Below are 20497 nucleotides of genomic sequence, written 5' to 3'. Positions count from 1 at the left end.
AATTCCTCCCCCGCTAAAGCGAGGGAGGACCGGATCATTAGCCCAGCTTCTCCATCACCTCGTCGGACACTTCGTAATTGCCCCACACGGTCTGCACGTCGTCGTCGTCGTCCAGCGCGTCGATCAGCTTGAACAGAGTCGCGGCATCGGCTTCGGTCACCGCGACCATCGTCTGCGGGCGCCAGGCAAGCTTCGCACCCTCCGCTTCGCCGAGCACCGGCTCCAGCGCCTTGGCGACCTCGTGCAGGTCGGCCTGCGCGGTCCAGATTTCGTGGCCTTCCTCGGTCGAGGTCACGTCCTCGGCCCCCGCCTCCAGCGCCGCCTCGAACACCTTCTCGGCATCGCCCGCGGATGCGGGATAGTTGATCAGGCCGACGCGATCGAACGCATGGCTCACCGAGCCGGACGCGCCGAGGTTGCCGCCGTTCTTCGACACCGCGGTGCGCACGTTGGTCGCGGTGCGGTTGCGGTTGTCGGACAGCGCCTCGATGATCAGGCTGACGCCGCCGGGGCCGAAGCCCTCGTAGCGGATTTCCTCGTAATTCTCGGTATCGCCCTTCGATGCCTTGTCGATCGCGCGCTGGATATTGTCCTTGGGCATCGACTGCGCCTTGGCGGCGTTCACCGCCGCGCGCAGGCGCGGGTTCATGTCGGGGTCGGGCAGACCCATTTTCGCCGCCACGGTGATTTCGCGGCTGAGCTTGGAAAACATGCCCGAGCGCTTCTTATCCTGCGCGCCCTTGCGGTGCATGATGTTCTTGAACTTGGAATGGCCTGCCATGGATGCCTCTAGCGGATAATCCCGTGCCCTTACGCCGCGGACGCCGCATTCGCCAGCCTGTCGATCTTTTCCTCCAACGCCGTCAGGCGATCGAGGATCACGCCGTCCAGCTTTTCGTGCAGGCGCAGGATGTCCAGCTCGGCACGCAAATTGGTCTCATAGTCCAGGCTGGCGGCCAGCCGGTCCTTCGCCGCCTGTCGGTTCTGGCTCATCATGATGACCGGTGCCTGGATCGCGGCGAGCGTCGAGAGCATCAGGTTGAGGAAGATGTAGGGGTAGGGATCGAACGCCGCGCCGAAATGCGCGAGCACGTCCGAATTGAGCAGCATCCAGCCGAGCAGCACCACGGTGAAGCTGATGATGAAGCCCCAAGACCCGCCGATCGCCGCGACCTTGTCCGCCAGTCGGTCGCCGAAACTGGCGCGCGCATCGGCCTCGTCGGCGGCATCGCGGCTGACCAATGTGCCGCTTTCGATACTGTCGAGAACGCGGCGCTCCTCGGCATCGAGCGCATGCGCGGGCTTGCGCAGCAGCCGCAGGGCGAGGTCGGCGAACGGGATCTGGGCCATGCGGGGCATCCTCGCGCAGGGGTAGCGGAACGGAACCGGCCCGTACTGGCCCGATCGCCACGGGGCAACCGGGCGCAAACCGCTTGCCCGATGCCCCCCGGATCGGCCAAACGGCAGCCACAATGACCGTCAGCGTAGACATGGGAGCCGACGAGCGCGGCGCGCCCGTGACCATGGACCTCGAAGAACTCCTCGCCACCCGATTGCTCGTCCAGGGCAATTCCGGGTCGGGCAAATCGCATCTGCTGCGCCGCCTGCTCGAAGGATCGGCGGGACAGGTGCAGCAGGTGGTGATCGATCCCGAGGGCGATTTCGTCACGCTCGCCGGCCCCTATGGCCATGTCGTAATCGAGGCAGCGGATTATTCGGTGCCGGAAATCGCGCGCATCGCCACCCGCCTTCGCGAACATCGCGCCAGCGTCGTGCTGAGTCTGGAAGGACTCGAGGCGGAAGGGCAGATGCGCTGCGCCGCCGCCTTCCTGTCGGCGCTGTTCGATGCGCCACGCGAACATTGGTATCCGGCGCTGGTCGTCGTCGACGAAGCGCAATTGTTCGCGCCGACGACGGGCGGCGAGGTGGCCGAAGAGGTGCGCCGCGCGTCGCTCAGCGCGATGACCAACCTGATGTGTCGCGGCCGCAAGCGCGGCCTCGCCGGCGTGATCGCGACGCAGCGCCTCGCCAAGCTCGCCAAGAACGTCGCGGCGGAAGCGTCCAACTTCCTGATGGGCCGCACCTTCCTCGACATCGACATGGCACGCGCCGCCGATCTGCTCGGCATGGAACGGCGCCAGGCGGACGGTATCCGCGATCTGGCGCGCGGCACGTTCCTGGCGCTCGGTCCCGCCGTGTCGCGCCGGCCGATCACGGTGAAGATCGGTGCGGTCGCCACCTCCGCGCGCTCGGGCAGCCCCAAGCTCACGCCGCTGCCCAGCGCGCCGGTCGAGAATTTGCAGGAACTCATCTTCGCGCCGCCGCCCGAAGAGGCGCCGCAGCTGCCGATGAGCTTCGACCCGCGCCCGCGCCGCGTGCCGACCGACGAATTGTTGGACACGATCGAACGCCCCGCCGCGCCCGCGACGCTCGCGCCGCTTCCGGACAAATCGGACGCAGAGGTGGAGGGCATCTATGCCAGCGTGCTGGAGGCGATCGTCGCCGATCGCGATTCCGCGCTGCGTCCGCCATCGGTGCTGTTCCAGGATTTCCAGGTCCGCTGCCGCATGGCCGGCCTCGCCAAGCCGCCGCTCGACCTGCCCGGCTTCACCCGGCGACTGTCCGCGGCGCGCGCCGGCATCTTCGACGTCACCGATCCCGACTGGGCCGAGGCGATGGAGCTCGCCAACACGCTCCCCGACGACATGATCGGCGCCTTCCTGCTGATCGCCCGTGCGGCGCGGGCGGGTGAGCCGTGTCCGTCGGACGTGGCGCTCGCCGAAACCTATGGCACCAGTTCGCTCGGCCGGGTCCGCCGCCTGATCGGCTATATCGAAAGCCGCGAGCTGATCGTCGCGCGCGTCGACCTGTCCGGCAAGCGCTCGATCACCATCCCGCGCCTCGGCTGGACGACCGCGGCGAGCGAGGCGGCCTAGGCGCCGCTATTTCGCCGGCGGGATCGGCGTGTACTGCGCCGATACGAGCTTCCATCCGTTCGGCGCGCGCATCGCGACATAACGGACGCGGATCGAACGGGTGACCGTCGTGCCGTCGGGACGCGTCATGGTGATCGTCCGCCGCTCCGTCTCGATGCCCGTCGCGCCGCGTACGACGATCTGCCGTTCGCTGCCCTGCATCGGCGGCGCCGGCCGGCGATCCTCGGGCCGGTAGAAGCCGAGCACCTTCGCCCGATCGTCGACGTCGCCGACCGGAGAAATCTCCTGATACTCGGGGGCGAGCGTATCGGCGAGCGCCGCTGCGTCGAAGTCCGTGCGGGCGGTGTTGAAGCGCTCTACCAGCCGTTCGATCGCTGCCGCATCGGGGGAAGGGGGCGCGGGCGTCGCCGCTGCCAGCATCGCCATTGCCCATCCGATCGCCATATACCCCGCCCCTCGCCCGTGTGATGTATATGGCTAATACGGTGCGACGGCGTGGGTCAAGCGTGGTGTCAGACCAGCAGCGTCGCCAGACCGATCGCAAGGCCCGCATGGACCATCGCGATCAGGTCGAGCTGCGTTGCGAACGGCTGCTTGCGCGTCTTGTGGCGGAACCGCCGCCGCGCCCAGAGCGCGCCCGGCGATCCGCCGAACAGCGCCAAGACGAGCAGGGTCGATTCGCGTACCCGCCAGCCGCCCGATGCGGCGCGCGCCTTGTCATGGGCGAAGGCGAGCACCGTCATCAGGTTGATCGCCGCCAGCGCCAGCGCGGCGGGGACGAGGAATACGGACAGATTCGGCATCCCTCATGATGCGTATCGACGTCTTAGGAAATCGTGACCTGCAATTCGCAGATCAGATCATGCCCAGCGCCTGCATATACACCTCGAGGATCGCTTCCTCTTCCTGATACTCTTCCTTCTTCTTCTTGCGGATGGAGAGAATCTTACGGATCGCCTTGGGATCGTAGCCGCGGCCCTTGGCTTCGGCCATCACGTCCTTGATGTCGTCGGCGATGCCCTTCTTCTCTTCCTCGAGTCGCTCGGCGCGTTCGATCAGCAGGCGCAATTCGTCCGCCGCGACCTGGCCGCCGCCCATGCCTTCTTGCCGTTCGTCCATATGTCCCACCCGCCACGGGTCGCCCGTGGCCCTTCTGATTCGCGTGAAAAGGATGCCGGCGCCGGGCCGGCAGGGGGGTGCGTCTAGGCGTTAACCGGTTTGCGCTCAACCCCGGCCCTCAACCCCGGCCGGGCTCGGTCATCGCGGGCGGATCGGATGCGGGAAAGCTCTCGTCCAGCGCTTCGTCCAGGGCCGCATCCTTGGTGGCATCGGCGGGGGGATTGCGCGTCATGCTCTCGTCCATCCGCGCGAGCTGTTCGGGCGTCGCCTCGGTCTGGTAGCGCGCCTTCCACTCGGCTTGCGGCATGCCGTAGATCGTCTCACGTGCGGTCGCCTTGTCCAGCCCGCCGGCTTCCTCGATCCAGTCCGACAGGCAATTGCGGCAGAATCCGGCCAGCCCCATCAGGTCGATGTTCTGCGCGTCGGTGCGATGGCGCAGGTGGCGGACGAGGCGACGGAACGCCTGCGCGGCGACCGCATCGGGCAGCGAATCGAGTTTGTCGGTCACGGGCGTCTCCGATAGGTTGATCGCGGGTAGATAGGGATTAGAGGGAAGCGCGGCCATTCCCCAGGAGCCTGTTTCATGACCACTGCCATCGCGCCCCGATCGAGGAAGGTCCGCGTCCTCGCGACTCTCGGTCCGGCGAGCAATTCCCCCGAGATGATCGCCACGCTGTTCCAGGCGGGCGCCGACGCCTTCCGCGTCAATATGAGTCACGGCGACCAACAGTCCAAGGTCGCGGTGATCGAGGCGATCCGCGCGCTCGAAAAAGAGTTCGGCCGTCCGACGACGATCCTCGCCGATCTGCAGGGTCCCAAGCTGCGCGTCGGCAAGTTCGACGGCGGCCGGACCGTGCTGGAGCATAACAGCACCTTCGTGCTCGATCGCGATCCCACGCCGGGCGATGCGACCCGCGTCGAACTGCCGCATAAGGAAATCTTCGAAGCGATCGAGCCGGGCGCACGCCTGTTGCTCGACGACGGCAAGCTGGTGCTGCGCGTCACCGACCATGATTCCGACCGAATCACGACGGTCGTCGAGGTCGGCGGTCCGCTGTCGAACAACAAGGGGCTGAACGTCCCCGACGTGGTGCTGCCGATGGCGGCGCTGACCGAAAAGGATCGCAGCGACCTCGCCTTCGCAGTCGACCAGGGCGTCGATTGGATCGCGCTCTCCTTCGTGCAGCGGCCCGAGGATCTGTGGGAGGCGCGCAAGCTGATCGGCGGCAAGGCCGCGCTGCTCGCCAAGATCGAAAAGCCGCAGGCGATCGATCGCTTGGAAGAGATCGTCGAGGCGTGTGACGGCGTCATGGTCGCGCGCGGTGACCTCGGCGTCGAACTGCCGCCGCAGTCGGTGCCGCCCTTGCAGAAGCGCATCGTCGAAACCGCGCGCCGCCTCGGCCGCCCGGTTGTCGTTGCGACGCAGATGCTCGAATCGATGATCCAGAGCCCGTCGCCGACCCGCGCCGAAGTGTCCGACGTCGCCACCGCGATCTACGACGGGGCGGACGCGATCATGCTGTCGGCGGAAAGCGCCGCGGGCCAGTGGCCGGTCGAATCGGTCGCGATGATGAACTCGATCGGCGTCTCGGTCGAAAGCGATCCGATGCACGGCGACCGCGTCCACTTCACCGTAATGCGTCCCGATCCGACGACCGCCGACGCGCTGGCGGAAGCGGCCAAGCAGATCGCCAAGACCGTGTCGGCGACCGCGATCATCTGCTTCACCACCTCGGGCTCGACCGCGCGCCGCATCGCGCGCGAGCGGCCGTCGGTGCCGTTGCTGGTGCTGACCCCCAACCGCGACACCGCGCGCCGCCTCGGCCTGCTGTGGGGCACGCATGCCGTCCACACCCGCGACGTCGAATCGTTCGAGGACATGGTCGGCAAGGCGAAGCGCATGGCGCTGCGCACCGGCATCGCGCATGCGGGCGACCGCGTCATCGTGATGGCCGGCGTGCCCTTCCGCACGCCCGGCTCGACCAACGTGCTCCACGTCGTCCACATCACCGGCGACGAACTGCGCGACTACGCCTGAGCGAACTCTCTCCGTCACCCTGGCCGAAGAGCCGGGGTCCCGCTTCTTCCCGGCGCTGACGAAGAAGCGGGACCCCGGGTCTAGCCCGGGGTGACAGTAAGTGACGGCTTTCATCCATACGATACGTATGGATGACGGGGGCCGGACCCGTTACAGACGGAGCGTTATGTACCGTCCTGCGCTGTCCGTCGTCATTCCCTGCTACAATGAGGCCGCGTGCCTCGAGCTGCTGCACGCGCGCGTCTCGGCCGCGGCACGGGCGGCGGTGGGCGACGATCATGAGATCGTCCTGATCAACGACGGCAGTCGCGACGACAGCTGGCCGGTGATGCAGCGCCTGTCCGCGGCCGACCCACGCGTCGTCGCGATCAATCTGTCACGCAACCACGGCCACCAGCTCGCGCTGACCGCGGGGCTCGACCTGTGTTCGGGCGAGCAGATCCTCATCATCGACGCCGATCTGCAGGACCCGCCCGAATTGCTCGCCGAGATGCGCGCGACGATGGCGGCGCAGAAGGCGGACGTCGTCTATGCGGTGCGCCGCAAGCGCGACGGCGAGACGATCTTCAAGAAAGCCACCGCCGCCGCCTTCTACCGCGTGCTCGATCGCGTCACCGACACGCCGATCCCCTTGGACACCGGCGACTTCCGCCTGATGAGCCGCCGCGCGCTCGACGCGCTGCTGTCGCTGCCCGAACAGGCACGCTTCATCCGCGGCATGGTTGCTTGGGTCGGCTTCCGGCAGGTGCCGTTCCCCTATGATCGCGCCGAGCGCCACGCGGGCGAGACCAACTATCCGCTCGGCAAGATGGTGCGCCTCGCCTTCGACGCGGTGACTGGCTTTTCCACCGCGCCGCTGCGCTTCGCCAGCCACGCCTCGGTGATCCTGGCGGCGGCATCGCTGCTGTTGCTCGTCTACATCCTGTGGGGCTTCTTCGAAGGCTCGCCGGTGCAGGGCTGGACGTCGACGATGCTCGTCGTGACGGTGCTCAGCGCGGTACAGATGTTCGTGCTGGGGATGATCGGCGAATATCTCGGCCGGCTCTATATCGAATCGAAGCGGCGCCCGCTGTACCTCGTCGCCGACATCGCCGGCCCGGTGAAAGGCCATTCGACGCTCGGCTTCAACGCCGCCGAGCCCTCGCCGGAGTTCGAAGTCGCCGAGGAGCGCAAGGCGGCGGAGTGAGAAGGCGGTTGCGCCGTATCCGCCCCCTCCGTCAGCGCTGACGCGCTGCCACCTCCCCCTGGCGGGGGAGGACGTGTCCCGTAATGCCTCCCCCGCCAGGGGGAGGTGGCGCGCCGAAGGCGTGACGGAGGGGGAGGACACGGTGCCCCATGGTTTCGCCGCGACGGTTCTCCGCCGACCTACCGCGGCTCCGCCAGCGTCACGATCGACACGCCCGGCGTCAGCGGCACGCGGCCGACCGCATGGCGCTCCAGCCGGAAGATCGCCTCGAACAGCGCGTTCAGCGGCTTGGCGGGCGGCGAATCGTCGCTGTCGTCACGGCCGGTCAAACGGCCCGCGATCCGCGCCGCAGCCGCCAGCGGGAACAGCAGCGAATTGAAATAGGTGAGCTTCCGGCTCTTCAGCCCCGCCGCCTCGATCGCCTTGACCAGGCTGGCCTTGGAATAGCGGCGATGGTGGTGGTTCACCACGTCGTGCGCGCTCCACATCCATTGGTGCGCCGGGACCGCGATCAGGATTTTCCCGCCCGGCTTCAACAGGCTCGCCATGCCCTTCAGCGCGGCAACATCGTCCTCGATATGCTCGACGACGTCGAGCACCGCGACCAGATCGTACGATCCCTTCGCCACGCCGGGCAGGTCGGGCAGGGGGGCATCGCCCACCGGCTTGCCGAGTCGCTCGCTCGCGATCGATCGCGCGGCGGGATCGATCTCGATCGCGTCGACCTCGCCGAACTGGCCGAGCATCGGCAGATTGTGCCCGGTGCCGCAGCCGATCTCTAAGATGCGCGCGCCCTTGGGTACGTTGCCGTAGCGCTCCAGATAATCGCTCAGGATGTCGCGACGCGCGCGATACCACCAATGGGTGGAATCATGCGCCGCCATGCGGTCGTAGACGATGCGGTCCATGATTTAAGCGAACACCAGCCAGCGATTGAGGATGAAGGTGACGATGGTGGCCAATGCCACCGCAGGCAGCAGCGGCGCCCAGCCGGGAAGCCCCAGCACGGCCGTGCCGATCCACGTCACCAGCGCGTTGAGGGCCATGCCGGTGCCCTGTACCGCGACGAACTGCAGCTGCTGGCGCGGGCCGCGCCGTTCGGCGCCCTGTCCCTTGAAGCTCCAGCGGCTGTGCATGACGTAGCCGAATATCACCGCCACCGCAAAGGCGGGCGGCACGGCATAGACGGCATGCTCGCGCGCGAAGACCCACAAAGTCAGCGGCAGATAGACCGCCGAATAGATCAGCGTCGACAATCCGCCGGTGATCCCGAAGCGCAGGATCTGGCCGCGAATGTCGTCGGCTTGCAGGATGTGGAGCAGGGCAGGCGCTTCCCTCGTCATCGGCCAGCCCCTAAACCCACATTTCCCAAGTAAGGCGCTGATTTCGCTGTCCTGACCATTATATTTCCTATATAAAACATGGTGTTGAAGGCTGCGAGGGGCGCGTTTCATGGATCACCCAGAGGGTGCGGGCTTGCAACGGGCAGATCGGGTGGATTTCGACCCTCGCGTGCGGCTGGAATTTCGCGGCACGCAGCTCAGTTCCGACGGCGGCCTTCTGGTGATGCGCGAGCTTGATGACGCGCTCGGGTTGTCCGATTTGGCGTCAGCGGCGCTGCGCGATACTCGCTCTGGCAAGAACACGGTCCATCGGCTCGACGGCCTGTTCCGGCAATCAGTCTTTGGGCGGCTGGCCGGATACGAGGATGTCAACGACGCCAACCGTCTCGCCTGCGATCCGGTCATGCGCCAAGTTGTCGGCGGCAGAGCGGTCGATGCACAAGCGGCCTCGGCATCGCAGATGGGACGGTTCGAGACCGAGACGCTGGCTCTGGCCGGGAACCGTGCCGCGCTGGCCGACCTGAACGGGCAATGGATCGACCGGTTCCATGACCGTAACGGGCTGAAGTACATCGTTCTGGACATGGACAGCTCGGTCAGCCCGACCCATGGCGACCAGGAAGGGTCCGCCTGGAATGGCCATTTCGACTGTAGCTGCTATCACCCCAACTTTCTGTTCAACCAGTTCGGGATGCTGGAACGCTGCGCCCTGCGCCATGGCAACGTCCACAGCGCCGATGGCTGGCGTGATGTTCTCGACCCCGTCATTGCGCGCTACGCGGAGCGCGACCTTGGTGGCAGGTTCTTCCGGGCCGATGCTGCCTACGCGATCCCGGCGATCTATGAGCGATTGGAAGAAGCGCGGTTCTTCTACGCCATCCGGCTGCCCGCAAACGCGGTCCTCAAGGACAAGATCGCGCATCGGCTAACGCGCCCTGTCGGGCGGCCGTCACTGACCAAGGTCAAGCGGTTCTTCGAGGAATTCGAGTATCAGGCGGCGTCCTGGGACAAGGAACGCCGGGTGATCGCCAAGATCGAATGGCATCCGGGCGAACTGTTCCCGCGTGTCGGCTTCATCGTCACCAACCTGCCGATGGAGCCGGACTGGGTGGTGCGGTTCTACAACCAGCGCGGCACCGCCGAGCAGCACATCAAAGAGGGCAAATACGCCTTTCGCTGGACGCGGCTGTCGTGCCGGAAGTTCCGCGACAATGAGGTGCGGCTGCAACTGCACGCCCTGGCGTACAACCTGGCCACCTTCTTGCGCTGCATCGAGCTGCCCGAGGCCATGGCCGACTGGTCGTTGACCAGCCTGCAACTGAAGCTGATCAAGATCGGGCACGTGTGGTCCGTCACGCCCGCACCATCACCTTCCAGCTGGCCGAGGTCGCTGTCACCGGCACGATGGTACGCGCCATCCTCGCCGCTATCCGCCGATTGCGAGCGCCACCGCTATGCGCATGATCGCGATCCACGCTCAAACTGAACGAAAGCGGCTGGACAGATCTGTCCGCTGCGCTGAAAAACGCCGCCCCTGGGCAAGGAAACAGCGGCTTCGCGGTCTGATCCGTCCAGATCCAGCAGTCTGCGCGACCGCAGGTGCCGCTTGCGGCAGAAAATCCTTGTCTAGCGCTCGGATACAGGCGATCTTCACCTCAAACGCCACGCCACTTGGGGAATGCAGGATAATAGCAGCCCTCGGGAACGCGCCCGACCGGTCCCGGCGTCAGCACCTCGCCGAAGCGCGAGCGCGGCTTCATGTGCGCGACGCGGACGCCGTCGACATAGACCCATTTCCCGCGATGCTCGACCAGCGCCCCGGCCTCGCCGATCACGCGCTTGCCGAACGGTCCCGAATCCGGTCCGAAGTGGCGGCGCACCAGCTCGCCCTCGGGCGGCGCGAAGAACACATAGTCGCCCTTGGCGGGCACGCGGCCGCGCTGGATGAAGAACGCCCAGTTGGGGAGACTCTCGCTCGCGTTTATCATGAAGGCGTGCGTCTCGCGCCACGCGGCGATCGAGTTGTAGCCGCCCCACACGATCCCGAGCAGCGCGACCGCGCTCCACTGGCGGACCCGCTTGACGATCAGCGCCTTGCGGGCCGCGCGGTCCCCGGCGACGTCAACCGCCGTGGGAGCCGCATGACCGACCCGCGCCAGCGCCTCAGTTGCCGCTGCCATCGACCCCTCCCGGCGCGGACTGGGTGACCGTCGCCTCGACCGGCGAGACCGGCGCAGGCCCGAACGGCGAAGCGGTCGGGACCGCCGCCCCTGGCGCGGCCGGCGCGACGTTCCCGGAGACTTGGGGAAGCATCGCACCGACCGCGGGACCGGCCGGGGTGTTCGGCGCGGCCGCGGGGAGCGGCACGCGCGCGAAGACCGCGCGGCGGATCTGGTCGGTGATATCGGGGACGTTCTTCGAGAGGACCGCCTCGCCGACGAGGACGGTGGTGCCGCTCGCGCCGACCTTCTTCATCTCGTCGTCGAGCGCGGACATGAAGGCCTGGGTCTGCGCGGCCACCTGTTGGGGCTGGCCGTTACTGTGGCTCTGCGCCTGGACATATTCCGAGACGATGCCTTCGAGCCGGACGCTCGCCATCGGCACGGTCGCGGGCGGGGCAAGGAGATGCTTGGTCACCCACGCCCCCCAGAGCAGTACCGCGACCGCCAGCGCGACCGCGACATAGGCGATGACGGGCAGGCCCTGCGGCTTGCGGCGATCCACCTTGTCCGCGACCGGACGGCGCGGTGCCGCACCGGCAGCGTCATCACGGGGTGCCGGGGCCGGAGCGGACGGTTGCACCGCCGCGGACGCGACCTCGGGACGATCGAGAACATCAACCATGACGGGGGGCCTTTCGTGGAAGTGATGATCGCGCCGAGCAGGCGCACGCGGGTCACGGCGACGATGCCGAACGCGACCAGCCACACGACGAACAGCTGGTCGCCGAACGCCGCGCGGCGTGCCTGGTCGGCCGCGACGAAGCGCGTGCCGAGGTTGGCGACCTGCGAGAAGAAGCCGAGCGCGGTGAAGTCGCCCTAAAGGCAATGCGCCGGGAACGAAACGGTCAATTCGAGGGTCGCCAGTTTGTATAATCCCCCCCGCGCGGTCGGCTGGCCGATACGCTCGACAGGCGCTGGATCGCGCTGACGCTGCTCGCCTGGGTCGCGGTCGCGGCCTGGTACGTCTGGAACGACTGGAACATGGTGCGCTGGCTGTCGCTGGGCGACACCGACGACAATATGCGCCTGATGCAGGTCCGCGCGTGGCTGGCGGGCCAAGGCTGGTACGACCTCACCAACTATCGCCTCAATCCGCCCGTCGGCTTCAATATTCACTGGAGCCGCATCGTCGATTTGCCGATCGCCGGCCTGATCCTGTTTTTCCGCCTGTTCACCAGCAATTACTGGGCGGAGCGGCTGGCCTGCGGCATCGCGCCGCTGATCCCGCTGTCGATCACGATGTTGGGCGTCGGCGCCACCGTGCGGCGGCTGATCCATCCTTTGGCGTGGCCGCTGGCGATCGTCTTCCTGCTCGGCACCGCCGCGACGATGCTGATGTTCCTGCCCGAACGCATCGACCATCACGGCTGGCAGCTCGCGATGCTCAGCCTGACCGTCGCCGGCCTGTGCGACCAGCAAGACCGCCGCGGGGGCCTGATGGTCGGCCTCGCCAGCGCAGTCAGCCTGTCGATCGGGCTGGAAATGCTGCCCTATTGCGCGATGGCCGGCGCGATCCTGGCGTTGCGCTGGGTGTGGGACCGGGCTGAGGCGCGGCGGCTCGCCGCCTATGCGGTCAGCCTCGGCGGCGGCGCGGCATTCGGCTTCGCGGCCTTCGCCTCCAATGCCAATTACGCGATGCGCTGCGACGCGCTGACGCCGGTGTGGCTCAGCGTCTGCGTCGCGGCGGGCGCGCTGCTGCTGCTGATGGCATGGGCGAACCCTGAATCGCGGGCCTTGCGTATCGCGATGGCGGTGGTCGCGGGCGGCGTGATCGTCGCGGGCTTCGTCCATTTCTTCCCGCAATGCCTCGGCCGGCCCGAAGGCGTGTCGCCGGAGCTGGAGAAGAACTGGCTGAACAACGTCCGCGAAGCCAAGCCGATCTACAAACACCCCTTCCGCCTCGCCTTCCCGATCGCCGCGCTGCCGATCGTGGGGACGATCGGCGTGCTGTGGGGGACGTGGCGCGCGCGGCGGACGCCGGCGCTGATCGGCTGGACCGCGGTGGCGCTGTTCGTCGTCTTCGCGACGCTGATGCTGCTGTGGCAGGTGCGGGCCGGGCCGGCGGCGCAGATGCTCGCGGTGCCGGGCGCGACCCTGCTCGGCTGGATCATCCTGCCGTGGCTGCTCAACCATCGCTCGCTGCCCGTCCGCGTCGGCGGCACGGTGGCGGCGTTCCTGCTGGTCAGCGGGATGTTCGCCGGGCTGATCATCAAATATCTGCCGGTCGCGCGCCCGAACGCCTATACCAAGCGGGTCAACGGCGCGACGGGCAATTGCGTCCGCTACACGGTGCTGAAGGCGCTCGATCACTATCCGGCACAGACGATCTTCACCTTCGTCGATCTGGGGCCGCGGCTCATCACCGTGACGCACCACGATGCCATCGCCGGGCCGTACCACCGCAACGGCGACGCGATCCTCGACGTGCAGCATGCGTTCGGCGGGACTGCGGATCAGGCGCATGCCATCATCCGCCGCCACGGCGCGACGATGCTGCTCGTCTGCCCCAACCATTCGGAATCGACCAACTACCGCGCGCGCGATCCCGGCGGCTTCTACGACCAGCTCGCCCACGGCCAGACGCCCGCGTGGCTGACGCCGCTGCCACTGCCCAAGGGGTCTCCGCTCCGCCTGTTCAAGGTCGACTGACTGACATCCGGCATTCCTCCCCCGCCAGGGGGAGGTGGCATGCCGCAGGCATGACGGAGGGGGAGGTCAGGGTAACGCTCCTGTTACGCAGCGTCTCCCGCCCCCTCCGTCACCGCCTCCGGCGGCGCCACCGCATCGGGTCGATCATGCCCCCGGCATGATCTTGAACAGCCGGGGGCCGTTCACCCCGATGCGCCCTGGCGGGGGAGGAATGAAGGCGGTGCCCCGAACGTCGGTTGGCCTTAGGCGGCGAGCGCCTCCCCCGCCGGCAGGTCTTCGGCCAGCCGCTGGCGCGTGGCGACGATCGCCGGCACCAGCGCCTGACCCGCGACGTTCACCGCGGTCCGCCCCATGTCGAGGATCGGGTCGATCGCCAGCAACAGCCCCGCGCCCTCCAGCGGCAGGCCCAGCGTCGACAGCGTCAGCGTCAGCATCACGAGCGCGCCGGTCAGCCCCGCGGTCGCCGCCGATCCCAGCACCGATACCGCGACGATCAGCAGATAATCGGTCCCGTGCAGCGGGATGCCGTAATATTGCGCGACGAACAGCGCCGCGATCGCGGGATAGATGGCAGCGCATCCGTCCATCTTCGTCGTCGCCGCGAACGGCACGGCAAAGGCGGCATAGCCGCGCGGCACGCCCAGCCCTTGCTCGACCACCTGTTCCGTGACGGGCAGCGTCGCGATCGACGAGCGCGAGACGAAGCCCAGCTGGATCGCCGGCCAGGCCGCGGCGAAGAACCGACGCGGGCTCATCCCGTTCGCCAGCAGCAGCAGCGGGTAGACGACGAACAGCACCAGCGCGAGGCCGACATAGACCGCGATAGCGAACGTCCCGAGCGCCGACAGCGACTGCCAGCCGTAGCGCACGATCGCACTCCCCAGCAGCGCGCCCGTCCCGATCGGAGTCAGCCGCACCACCCAGCGCAGGATGCGCCGGAAGATCGCGAGTGCCGACGCGTTGAACGCCAGGAACGGTGCACCCGCCTCGCCCGTCCGCACCGCGGCGACGCCGATCGCGATGGCGACGACGATCAGCTGCAGCACGTTGAACGACAGTTTCGTGCTCGCGCCGCCCTCCTTCAGCGCCGTCGATGCCTCCAGCCCCAGGATGTTCGCCGGCACCAGCCCGCGCAGGAAGTCGAGCCACGACCCCGCCGTATCCGGCCGCACCGCGGCGGCCGCGCTCACCCCGGCATGCGCGCCCGGTTGCAGCACAATGCCCAGCGTCAGCCCGATCGACACCGCGATCAGCGCGGTGATGCCGAACCAGATGAACGTGCTCGCCACCAGCTTCGCCGCATTGTTGAGGTCGCGCAGCGCCGCGATCGACGCGACGATCGCGGTGAACACGAGCGGCACCACCAGCGCCTTCAACAGCTGGACGAACATCTCGCCGACGATCCGCAACGCGTCGGCCAGGCCGGTGAGCTCATAGCTGCGGGCGACGAAGCCCAGCACGAGGCCAAGGGCCATGCCGATGAAGACCTGTACGCCGAACGAGGGGCGGGTCATGCGCCGAATTCCTGTGTCATCGCACCGATGTAGGCCCGTCGCGGCGGAAGGGGAGGCAAGAAAAGCGATGCCGGTATCAAGCCGGCGATTGCGTGGGCGAGTCACGTACCCTGCGCTTCGCTTCCTTGAGTGGAAGCGGCTGGGCGGCCTTGGCCCATCACCGCCGGTGCCCAGCTACACGGTGCGACAGCAGGCAAGCCGCGAGCAGGCTATTGCGCTGGGCTTCACGCAGATGGTGGCCGAGGTGCCGCCCGCGGGCCGCGCGTGACCGTCGAGCGGCAGAGGGTGGACGCGCAGGCCGAAGCCATCCTTGCCAAGGCGCAGGAACGCGCGGACCAGCGCAGAGCGACGAACCCCGCCGCTGCCGGCACCATCATGCACTACGCCAAGCTCAAGGCGGAGCGCCTGCTGGCAGACCAGACGCGCCTAAAAATTCGGCCGGGACTCCCGCGACCTCGATGGCAATCCCGGCCCCATGACCCGCCGGGCCTGCCTGCGGTGTCGCGGAAACTTCCACAGCACCGGGCCGGGCAACCGGTTGTGCGGAGAGTGCCGGAGGAGAGCCGCGGACGCCAGCCCTTACGCTGTATAGCTTGCGCTTTGCTGTAAGCGCAGCCTGGCAAGTTAACAGGATACATGCTTAGCCTTCGCGTATACGGTCTCAAGCCACTGACATAGAATGATAAAATACTTGTTATGCGAGAGTTCGCCTGAGCATGCTATTGCTCATTCATTCTTCAATAGCTTTGAAAATACTTCATAGAAGTCAACAATCGTCAGTCTGTTCACCGAGTGTTCAGCAGAACTTGCTAAGGTAGGATTGTGTCATGTTCTAACGGGATTTGCACGGAAGATCGCGCAAACATATGTTCGCCCAAAAGGGGGGCGACTCGTGGCAGAAAACCAGACCGGCGTAGACGATGAGTTTGCAGCGATGCAGGCGGTGTTTTCCGCCCTGAAACCGCTCAGTGAAGAGGGTGCCCAGCAACGAGTGATGGACTACGTTGCCAATCGTCTTGGCCTGTCTATTCGCGCGGCGGCGAAGGCCGGCACCAATCAACACACGGTGATTGAAGACGAACCGACAGAAGAGAACGAAGATGTGTCGGTTCATGCGCCGGGTCACTTGGCGAGCTTTGGTACGTTTGCGGAGTTATGCGACGCTGCTCAGCCCAAGACGCAGTCGGAAAAAGCGCTTGTCGGCGGCTACTGGCTCCAAGTTTGTCAGAGCGGCGAAAGCTTTGATGGTTTCGCCATCAACAAGGAACTCAAAAACCTCGGGGAGGGCATCCCGAACATCACGTCCGCGCTGCAGGCGCTGAAAGCCCAAAAGCCTGCGTTGGCGCTCCAGCTAAAGAAATCCGGCAAGTCTCGGCAGGCACGTAAGACATTTAAGGTGACGGTAGCGGGCATCAAGGCTGTGGAGGCCATGATTCGTGGATGAGGGTAGACTTAAGGCAGCCTTGAGCGGGTATCTGACGGCTGAGCTTGGGGACGAGCTAGTTGGCAATTTCATCAAACTTCGGCGCGATGCAGCCACCCTCACTCTCGAGCGGGCCGTGGCGGGCAAGTTCGTGGAGGTGTTCGTCCAATGCTTGCAGAAGCTCGCAGCAGACAAATACGACGAGAAGCCCGACGTTGACGCCTACCTCAGCAAGCATGCCGAAAATCAGACTGCTTTGCCTGAGGGCATTCGGGTGTGCGGGGCCAGGCTCGCTCGCTTCATCTACACGCTTCGCAACAAGCGGAACATTGCTCACAAGAACCCGGTTGATCCAAATCGCTTCGACTTCGCGCTAGCGCACGAGGGCGCGGCGTGGATCATGGCTGAACTCCTTCGCAACGCTACTGGTGTTTCCATGCAAGAAGCCGGGGCGCTGATTGAGCTTGTCCAGACGCCGGTCGGCACGCTGGTTGAGGAGATTGATGGCGTTCGCTTGGTACACGCGGATGCTTCGGTACGTGGCGAGATACTGCTTCTTCTACACAGCCACTACCCCGAGCGGGTCGGTTCAGCAGACATTCTGCGCACGATGAGCGGTCGTAGCAGCGGCTCGGTGCGAAATAGGCTGGGCGAGCTGAAAGCCGAAAAGCGTCTCGTGGGAGACTCCAAGGCCGGGTACAGGCTGACCCAGACCGGCTATTCGGAAGCCGTGGAAACCATACGCCGTGTTCTGCAGTCGAGGGCTGCCTGATTTCGCGCCGGGCGAGTTGTCACGCCCAAGGATAGAGAAAATTACCCTTCCGGTTTCCCGCGGGCAAAAGCGTGCGCCTTTTCCCCGAAAGGGGTGTCTTATCTCACTAACAATGAGGAAAAAATGGTGCTGCCGGTGAGGATTGAACTCACGACCTCAGCCTTACCAAAAAAAGATGCACCGTTTCTGAGGCTTTCCTAGGGTTACCCTGGCTGGGTTTTCTCGCGGTTTTCCGCCATTTAGATGGACGTTCTGTTTCTCTCGGTGACCGCCGATTTCCATTCGGCTGCTTGCCACAAGATTGCCAGGACGACCACCAATGCAGGCTCTCGAAACCCCCTCCCGGGGCCCCGTCTCCATCAGCAAGAAGCTCATCAACGAGATCGACTTCCCGACCGCAGAGGAGGGCCGCCGCGTCCTCTGGGACAGGCAGCTGAAGGGTTACGGCATCCGCGTCAACCCGAACAAGACGGTCGTCTTCATCGTCCAGTACCGGATGAAGGCGAAGGGCGCCAAGACGCAGACCTACACCATCGGCAAGTACGGCTCGCCCTGGGCGCCCGATGTCGCGCGGGAGGAGGCGCGCTCCCTCCTCGAGAAGGTTCATCGGGGCATCGACCCGATCGCCGAGCGGCGCGCCCAAGAGGCTGCAGACGAGCAGGCCGCCCTCGAGGAGAGCCACTATGACTTCGACGCCTTCGCCGACCGCTACATCGACCAGCACGTCAAGGCGAACGAGCTGCGCAGCCTCAAGGACATCGAGGGAACGTTCGACCGCGACCTGCGGCCCTACTTCAAGGGCAAGTCGGTGCGGCAGATCACCAAGCAGGAATGTGTCAATCGGCGTCCAAAAAGGACCCCCTATCGGCGTGCAAAAGGGACCCCCTTCGTCGAGCAGCGTAACGGGTATGACGGGCGCACTGTTCGTGCTGGTTGCGGCGTAGGGCGGGCGTAGCCCGACCGGAGGCGCAACCAGCACGAAGCGTTCTCTGCCGGTGCCCCAGGCTTCAGCTTCGATGTTTGAAGCGCCAGCTGTCGTTGCCGGTTTCGACGATGTCGCAATGGTGGGTAATGCGGTCGAGCAGCGCGGTGGTCATCTTGGGGTCGCCAAAGACGGTCGGCCACTCACCAAAGGCCAGGTTGGTGGTGACGATGACCGAGGTCTTCTCGTAGAGCTTGCTGACGAGGTGGAAGAGCAGTTGACCGCCCGAGCGTGCAAACGGCAGGTAGCCAAGCTCGTCGAGCACCACGAGATCGAGGCGCGAAAGCTGGGCCGCCAGCGTGCCGGCCTTGCCGAGGCGCGTTTCCTCCTCGAGCCGGTTCACCAGGTCCACTGTGTTGAAGTAGCGTCCGCGGGCGCCGGCTCGTACCACATTGGCAGTGATGGCGGTGGCGAGATGCGTCTTGCCGGTACCCGTTCCACCGACCAGCACGACGTTGCGTTGGCCCGGAAGAAACGAGCCGCTGTACAGCGAGCGCACCAGTCCCTCGTTGATGGGAGTGTCGCCGAAGACGAAGGCGTCGAGGTCCTTCACCGCGGGTAACCTGGCGGCCGACATCCGGTAACGGACCGAGGCTGCATGGCGGTGCGTCGCCTCGGCACGCAGCAGGTCGGTCAGGACCTCCATGGTCGTGCGCTTGCGCTGGAGACCGGTAGTGACCGCCTCGTCGAAGGCGCCAGCCATGCCCTTCAGCCCCAACTCGGCCATGGCCGTCATCATCTCATGCCGCTGCATGGAGACCTCGCAGGCTGTCATAGCGGTTGCAGTCGGCACGGGGCGGATGGCGCAGCGCCAGATCTTCTGGCGTGACAATAGTCAGCGGTCGCGGCGGTTCGCGCCGGCGGGCCAGGATGTTGACGATGACGTCGTCGCTGGCGACGCCGGCCAGCAATGCTTCGCGCACGGCCACTTCTACCGCCTCCAGCCCGTCGTCGAGCACCGCTGCCAGCACCCGCACGAACCGCCGGTCGGCATCGTCGCCGGTGCCAAGCTTGCGCCGCAGTCGTGCCAGCGCAGGCGGCAACTCCCAGCCCTGGAACGGTGCGCCGTTGCGCAGGGCACCCGGCTTGGTCACCAGCACCGGCAGATAGTGCCACGGGTCGTAGATGGTCCGGTCGCGGCCGAAGAACCGGGGATGGTCGGCGACGACTTCACCGTCGCAGCGCACGACGATGCGGTCGGCATAGGCGCGGACCTGGACGGCACGTCGCACCACCCTGGCAGAAACGGAATAGCGGTTGCGGTCGAAGCTGATGAGGCATGTGCCGCTTACCGCATGCTCGCTCTCGTGGAAGCCGTCGAAGGGTGCGACAACAGGCTGGAGCACCGCCCGTTCTGCTGCCCATGCCTGGGCGACTGTCAGCTCCTTCTGCTCGGGATGCTGGTGCAACTCTGCCCAGCGCCGACACTCCGCCTCCAGCCAGCCGTTCAACTCCTCGAGGCCGGTAAATCGCAGGCGCGGCTGGAAGAAGCGACCGCGTGCGGTCTGCACCTGGTTCTCGACCTGACCTTTCTCCCAGCCCGACGCCGGCGAGCAGGCGGTCGGCTCGACCATGTAATGGTTGGCCATGACCAGGAAGCGACGGTTGAAGACCCGCTCCTTGCCGGTGAACACGCTCGTCACCGCCGTCTTCATGTTGTCGTAGATGCCGCGCGTCGGCACGCCTCCGAAGAAAGCAAACGCCCGTGCATGCGCGTCGAACAGCATCTCCTGTGTCTCGCGGGGATAGGCCCGCACATACATTGCCCGCGACGCGCACAGCCGGACATGCGCGACCTTCACGCGCATCGGCTTGCCCGAGATCTCGACGTCCTCGTGGCTCCAGTCGAACTGGTAAGCCTCGCCCGGCCGGAACAGCAGCGGGATGAACGCCGGCGCATTCATCACGTCGCGACGCTGCGCCTGCCGCCAGCGCGCCGCATAACGGCGAACCGCGTCGTACGAGCCATCGAACCCCTCGCGTAGCAGCAGGTCGTGGATGCGCGTGAGGCGCAGCTTCTCGCGCCGCGGCCGTGCCTCATCTTCCTCCAGCAACGCATCCAGTCGCGCCTGAAACGGCCCCAGCTTCGGCAGCGGCTGCACCTCTCGCCGATAACCCATGTCCGCTTCCGGCGCCCGGATCGCCTTGCGCACCACCTTGCGCGACAGGTGCAGGTCCCGCGCTATCGCCTTGATGGCCTTGCCCGACGCGTGCTCGCGCCGGATCCTCAACACCGTCTCCAATACCAGCATCCCGATCTCGCCGCCTGACACACCGCCAAGCGAACAGCCTAGAACACCAGGATGAGGGGTC

At 66.2% G+C, this 20497-nt stretch carries 22 protein-coding genes and 1 pseudogene; 9 read left to right on the top strand and 14 right to left on the bottom strand.

What is annotated here, in order from left to right; translation table 11 throughout:
• Positions 1-37: 37 nt before the first annotated feature.
• Positions 38-781 (bottom strand): YebC/PmpR family DNA-binding transcriptional regulator, encoded by a 744-nt coding sequence (locus A7E77_RS07195; protein ID WP_017980430.1) that lies wholly within the window; start codon positions 779-781, stop codon positions 38-40.
• 29 nt (positions 782-810) lie between these two features.
• Positions 811-1350, bottom strand: a complete 540-nt coding sequence (locus A7E77_RS07190) for a DUF1003 domain-containing protein (protein WP_063686922.1) — start codon at positions 1348-1350, stop codon at positions 811-813.
• 122 nt (positions 1351-1472) lie between these two features.
• On the opposite strand from A7E77_RS07190, the gene A7E77_RS07185 reads away from it, so the two are divergent.
• Complete coding sequence (locus tag A7E77_RS07185) at positions 1473-2936, top strand: ATP-binding protein (RefSeq protein ID WP_063686920.1); 1464 nt, start codon at positions 1473-1475, stop codon at positions 2934-2936.
• A 6-nt stretch (positions 2937-2942) separates the two neighbouring features.
• Here the strand turns inward: A7E77_RS07185 and A7E77_RS07180 are convergent, their stop codons facing one another.
• From A7E77_RS07180 to A7E77_RS07165, 4 genes are all read right to left on the bottom strand, one after another.
• Positions 2943-3380: a nuclear transport factor 2 family protein gene (locus A7E77_RS07180; protein WP_063686918.1), complete on the bottom strand. Its 438-nt coding sequence runs from the start codon at positions 3378-3380 to the stop codon at positions 2943-2945.
• 68 nt (positions 3381-3448) lie between these two features.
• Positions 3449-3739, bottom strand: coding sequence for a DUF1294 domain-containing protein (locus A7E77_RS07175; RefSeq protein ID WP_063686916.1), 291 nt, complete (start codon positions 3737-3739; stop codon positions 3449-3451).
• A gap of 52 nt (positions 3740-3791) precedes the next feature.
• Positions 3792-4055 carry a DUF2312 domain-containing protein gene (locus A7E77_RS07170; protein ID WP_063686914.1) on the bottom strand — a complete coding sequence of 88 codons (264 nt, stop codon included), beginning with the start codon at positions 4053-4055 and terminating at the stop codon, positions 3792-3794.
• A 118-nt stretch (positions 4056-4173) separates the two neighbouring features.
• A complete protein-coding gene (locus A7E77_RS07165) occupies positions 4174-4563 on the bottom strand; it encodes a DUF1244 domain-containing protein (RefSeq protein WP_063689793.1) in 390 nt (129 codons plus the stop codon).
• Between the two features lie 75 nt (positions 4564-4638).
• Here A7E77_RS07165 and pyk point away from each other — a divergent pair, with 75 nt between their 5' ends.
• Together pyk and A7E77_RS07155 are read left to right on the top strand one after the other, a co-directional pair.
• Entirely contained in the window at positions 4639-6093 is a 1455-nt protein-coding gene (pyk, locus tag A7E77_RS07160) for a pyruvate kinase (RefSeq protein ID WP_017980423.1), read from the top strand.
• A 166-nt stretch (positions 6094-6259) separates the two neighbouring features.
• Entirely contained in the window at positions 6260-7279 is a 1020-nt protein-coding gene (locus tag A7E77_RS07155) for a glycosyltransferase family 2 protein (protein ID WP_017980422.1), read from the top strand.
• 179 nt (positions 7280-7458) lie between these two features.
• Here the strand turns inward: A7E77_RS07155 and A7E77_RS07150 are convergent, their stop codons facing one another.
• Positions 7459-8187: a class I SAM-dependent methyltransferase gene (locus tag A7E77_RS07150; protein ID WP_063686912.1), complete on the bottom strand. Its 729-nt coding sequence runs from the start codon at positions 8185-8187 to the stop codon at positions 7459-7461.
• A 3-nt stretch (positions 8188-8190) separates the two neighbouring features.
• Positions 8191-8622: a GtrA family protein gene (locus A7E77_RS07145; RefSeq protein ID WP_063686910.1), complete on the bottom strand. Its 432-nt coding sequence runs from the start codon at positions 8620-8622 to the stop codon at positions 8191-8193.
• A gap of 109 nt (positions 8623-8731) precedes the next feature.
• On the opposite strand from A7E77_RS07145, the pseudogene A7E77_RS07140 reads away from it, so the two are divergent.
• Positions 8732-10086: pseudogene (locus tag A7E77_RS07140) on the top strand (IS1380-like element IS1247 family transposase).
• A 191-nt stretch (positions 10087-10277) separates the two neighbouring features.
• On the opposite strand, the gene A7E77_RS07135 reads toward A7E77_RS07140, so the two are convergent.
• Together A7E77_RS07135 and A7E77_RS07130 are read right to left on the bottom strand one after the other, a co-directional pair.
• Positions 10278-10802, bottom strand: coding sequence for a S26 family signal peptidase (locus A7E77_RS07135; protein WP_226341709.1), 525 nt, complete (start codon positions 10800-10802; stop codon positions 10278-10280).
• Positions 10786-11466 (bottom strand): TrbI F-type domain-containing protein, encoded by a 681-nt coding sequence (locus A7E77_RS07130; RefSeq protein WP_063686908.1) that lies wholly within the window; start codon positions 11464-11466, stop codon positions 10786-10788. Before A7E77_RS07130 ends, A7E77_RS07135 begins: the two co-directional genes overlap by 17 nt.
• Positions 11467-11481: 15 nt before the next feature.
• On the opposite strand from A7E77_RS07130, the gene A7E77_RS17915 reads away from it, so the two are divergent.
• Complete coding sequence (locus A7E77_RS17915; protein WP_063686906.1) at positions 11482-11664, top strand: hypothetical protein; 183 nt, start codon at positions 11482-11484, stop codon at positions 11662-11664.
• A gap of 25 nt (positions 11665-11689) precedes the next feature.
• On the opposite strand, the gene A7E77_RS18220 is transcribed toward A7E77_RS17915, so the two are convergent.
• Positions 11690-11827 carry a hypothetical protein gene (locus A7E77_RS18220; RefSeq protein ID WP_226341874.1) on the bottom strand — a complete coding sequence of 46 codons (138 nt, stop codon included), beginning with the start codon at positions 11825-11827 and terminating at the stop codon, positions 11690-11692.
• Between A7E77_RS18220 and A7E77_RS07120 the strand changes: the two genes are divergently transcribed.
• Positions 11826-13493, top strand: a complete 1668-nt coding sequence (locus tag A7E77_RS07120; RefSeq protein ID WP_226341873.1) for an AcrB/AcrD/AcrF family protein — start codon at positions 11826-11828, stop codon at positions 13491-13493. The genes A7E77_RS18220 and A7E77_RS07120 overlap by 2 nt on opposite strands.
• 242 nt (positions 13494-13735) lie before the next feature.
• Here A7E77_RS07120 and A7E77_RS07115 read toward each other — a convergent pair whose 3' ends face one another.
• Entirely contained in the window at positions 13736-15007 is a 1272-nt protein-coding gene (locus tag A7E77_RS07115; RefSeq protein ID WP_063686902.1) for a dicarboxylate/amino acid:cation symporter, read from the bottom strand.
• An 892-nt stretch (positions 15008-15899) separates the two neighbouring features.
• On the opposite strand from A7E77_RS07115, the gene A7E77_RS07110 reads away from it, so the two are divergent.
• The 3 genes from A7E77_RS07110 (at position 15900) to A7E77_RS07100 (ending at position 18157) form a co-directional block, all read left to right on the top strand.
• Positions 15900-16451 carry a hypothetical protein gene (locus tag A7E77_RS07110; RefSeq protein ID WP_151895465.1) on the top strand — a complete coding sequence of 184 codons (552 nt, stop codon included), beginning with the start codon at positions 15900-15902 and terminating at the stop codon, positions 16449-16451.
• 19 nt (positions 16452-16470) lie between these two features.
• Complete coding sequence (locus tag A7E77_RS07105; protein ID WP_151895464.1) at positions 16471-17202, top strand: hypothetical protein; 732 nt, start codon at positions 16471-16473, stop codon at positions 17200-17202.
• A 319-nt stretch (positions 17203-17521) separates the two neighbouring features.
• Complete coding sequence (locus tag A7E77_RS07100) at positions 17522-18157, top strand: Arm DNA-binding domain-containing protein (RefSeq protein WP_063686896.1); 636 nt, start codon at positions 17522-17524, stop codon at positions 18155-18157.
• Between the two features lie 52 nt (positions 18158-18209).
• On the opposite strand, the gene istB is transcribed toward A7E77_RS07100, so the two are convergent.
• Both istB and istA read right to left on the bottom strand, forming a co-directional pair.
• The gene (istB, locus tag A7E77_RS07095) at positions 18210-18938 is read right to left on the bottom strand and encodes an IS21-like element helper ATPase IstB (RefSeq protein ID WP_062127353.1); all 729 of its coding nucleotides are present in this window, start codon (positions 18936-18938) and stop codon (positions 18210-18212) included.
• Positions 18925-20436 carry an IS21 family transposase gene (gene istA / locus A7E77_RS07090; RefSeq protein ID WP_078462179.1) on the bottom strand — a complete coding sequence of 504 codons (1512 nt, stop codon included), beginning with the start codon at positions 20434-20436 and terminating at the stop codon, positions 18925-18927. Before istA ends, istB begins: the two co-directional genes overlap by 14 nt.
• Positions 20437-20497 lie beyond the last annotated feature (61 nt).

The organism is Sphingomonas sp. NIC1, assembly GCF_001638925.1.
GTDB lineage: Bacteria > Pseudomonadota > Alphaproteobacteria > Sphingomonadales > Sphingomonadaceae > Sphingomonas > Sphingomonas aquatilis.
Note: the sequence above shows the minus strand (reverse complement) of the source record. Positions and strands in the feature narration are given on the sequence as shown.

Excerpts from the sequence above, each read along its gene's own strand:
- A7E77_RS07145 (WP_063686910.1), bottom strand. The coding sequence starts at position 8,622 with ATGACGAGGGAAGCGCCTGCCCTGCTCCACATCCTGCAAGCCGACGAC.
- A7E77_RS07115 (WP_063686902.1), bottom strand. The coding sequence starts at position 15,007 with ATGACCCGCCCCTCGTTCGGCGTACAGGTCTTCATCGGCATGGCCCTT.
- A7E77_RS07195 (WP_017980430.1), bottom strand. The coding sequence starts at position 781 with ATGGCAGGCCATTCCAAGTTCAAGAACATCATGCACCGCAAGGGCGCG.
- A7E77_RS07185 (WP_063686920.1), top strand. The coding sequence starts at position 1,473 with ATGACCGTCAGCGTAGACATGGGAGCCGACGAGCGCGGCGCGCCCGTG.
- A7E77_RS07190 (WP_063686922.1), bottom strand. The coding sequence starts at position 1,350 with ATGGCCCAGATCCCGTTCGCCGACCTCGCCCTGCGGCTGCTGCGCAAG.
- A7E77_RS07135 (WP_226341709.1), bottom strand. The coding sequence starts at position 10,802 with ATGGCAGCGGCAACTGAGGCGCTGGCGCGGGTCGGTCATGCGGCTCCC.
- istB (WP_062127353.1), bottom strand. The coding sequence starts at position 18,938 with ATGCAGCGGCATGAGATGATGACGGCCATGGCCGAGTTGGGGCTGAAG.
- A7E77_RS07170 (WP_063686914.1), bottom strand. The coding sequence starts at position 4,055 with ATGGACGAACGGCAAGAAGGCATGGGCGGCGGCCAGGTCGCGGCGGAC.
- A7E77_RS07180 (WP_063686918.1), bottom strand. The coding sequence starts at position 3,380 with ATGGCGATCGGATGGGCAATGGCGATGCTGGCAGCGGCGACGCCCGCG.
- A7E77_RS07150 (WP_063686912.1), bottom strand. The coding sequence starts at position 8,187 with ATGGACCGCATCGTCTACGACCGCATGGCGGCGCATGATTCCACCCAT.
- A7E77_RS07130 (WP_063686908.1), bottom strand. The coding sequence starts at position 11,466 with ATGGTTGATGTTCTCGATCGTCCCGAGGTCGCGTCCGCGGCGGTGCAA.
- A7E77_RS07155 (WP_017980422.1), top strand. The coding sequence starts at position 6,260 with ATGTACCGTCCTGCGCTGTCCGTCGTCATTCCCTGCTACAATGAGGCC.
- A7E77_RS07175 (WP_063686916.1), bottom strand. The coding sequence starts at position 3,739 with ATGCCGAATCTGTCCGTATTCCTCGTCCCCGCCGCGCTGGCGCTGGCG.
- istA (WP_078462179.1), bottom strand. The coding sequence starts at position 20,436 with ATGCTGGTATTGGAGACGGTGTTGAGGATCCGGCGCGAGCACGCGTCG.
- A7E77_RS07100 (WP_063686896.1), top strand. The coding sequence starts at position 17,522 with ATGCAGGCTCTCGAAACCCCCTCCCGGGGCCCCGTCTCCATCAGCAAG.
- pyk (WP_017980423.1), top strand. The coding sequence starts at position 4,639 with ATGACCACTGCCATCGCGCCCCGATCGAGGAAGGTCCGCGTCCTCGCG.
- A7E77_RS07120 (WP_226341873.1), top strand. The coding sequence starts at position 11,826 with ATGGTGCGCTGGCTGTCGCTGGGCGACACCGACGACAATATGCGCCTG.
- A7E77_RS18220 (WP_226341874.1), bottom strand. The coding sequence starts at position 11,827 with ATGTTCCAGTCGTTCCAGACGTACCAGGCCGCGACCGCGACCCAGGCG.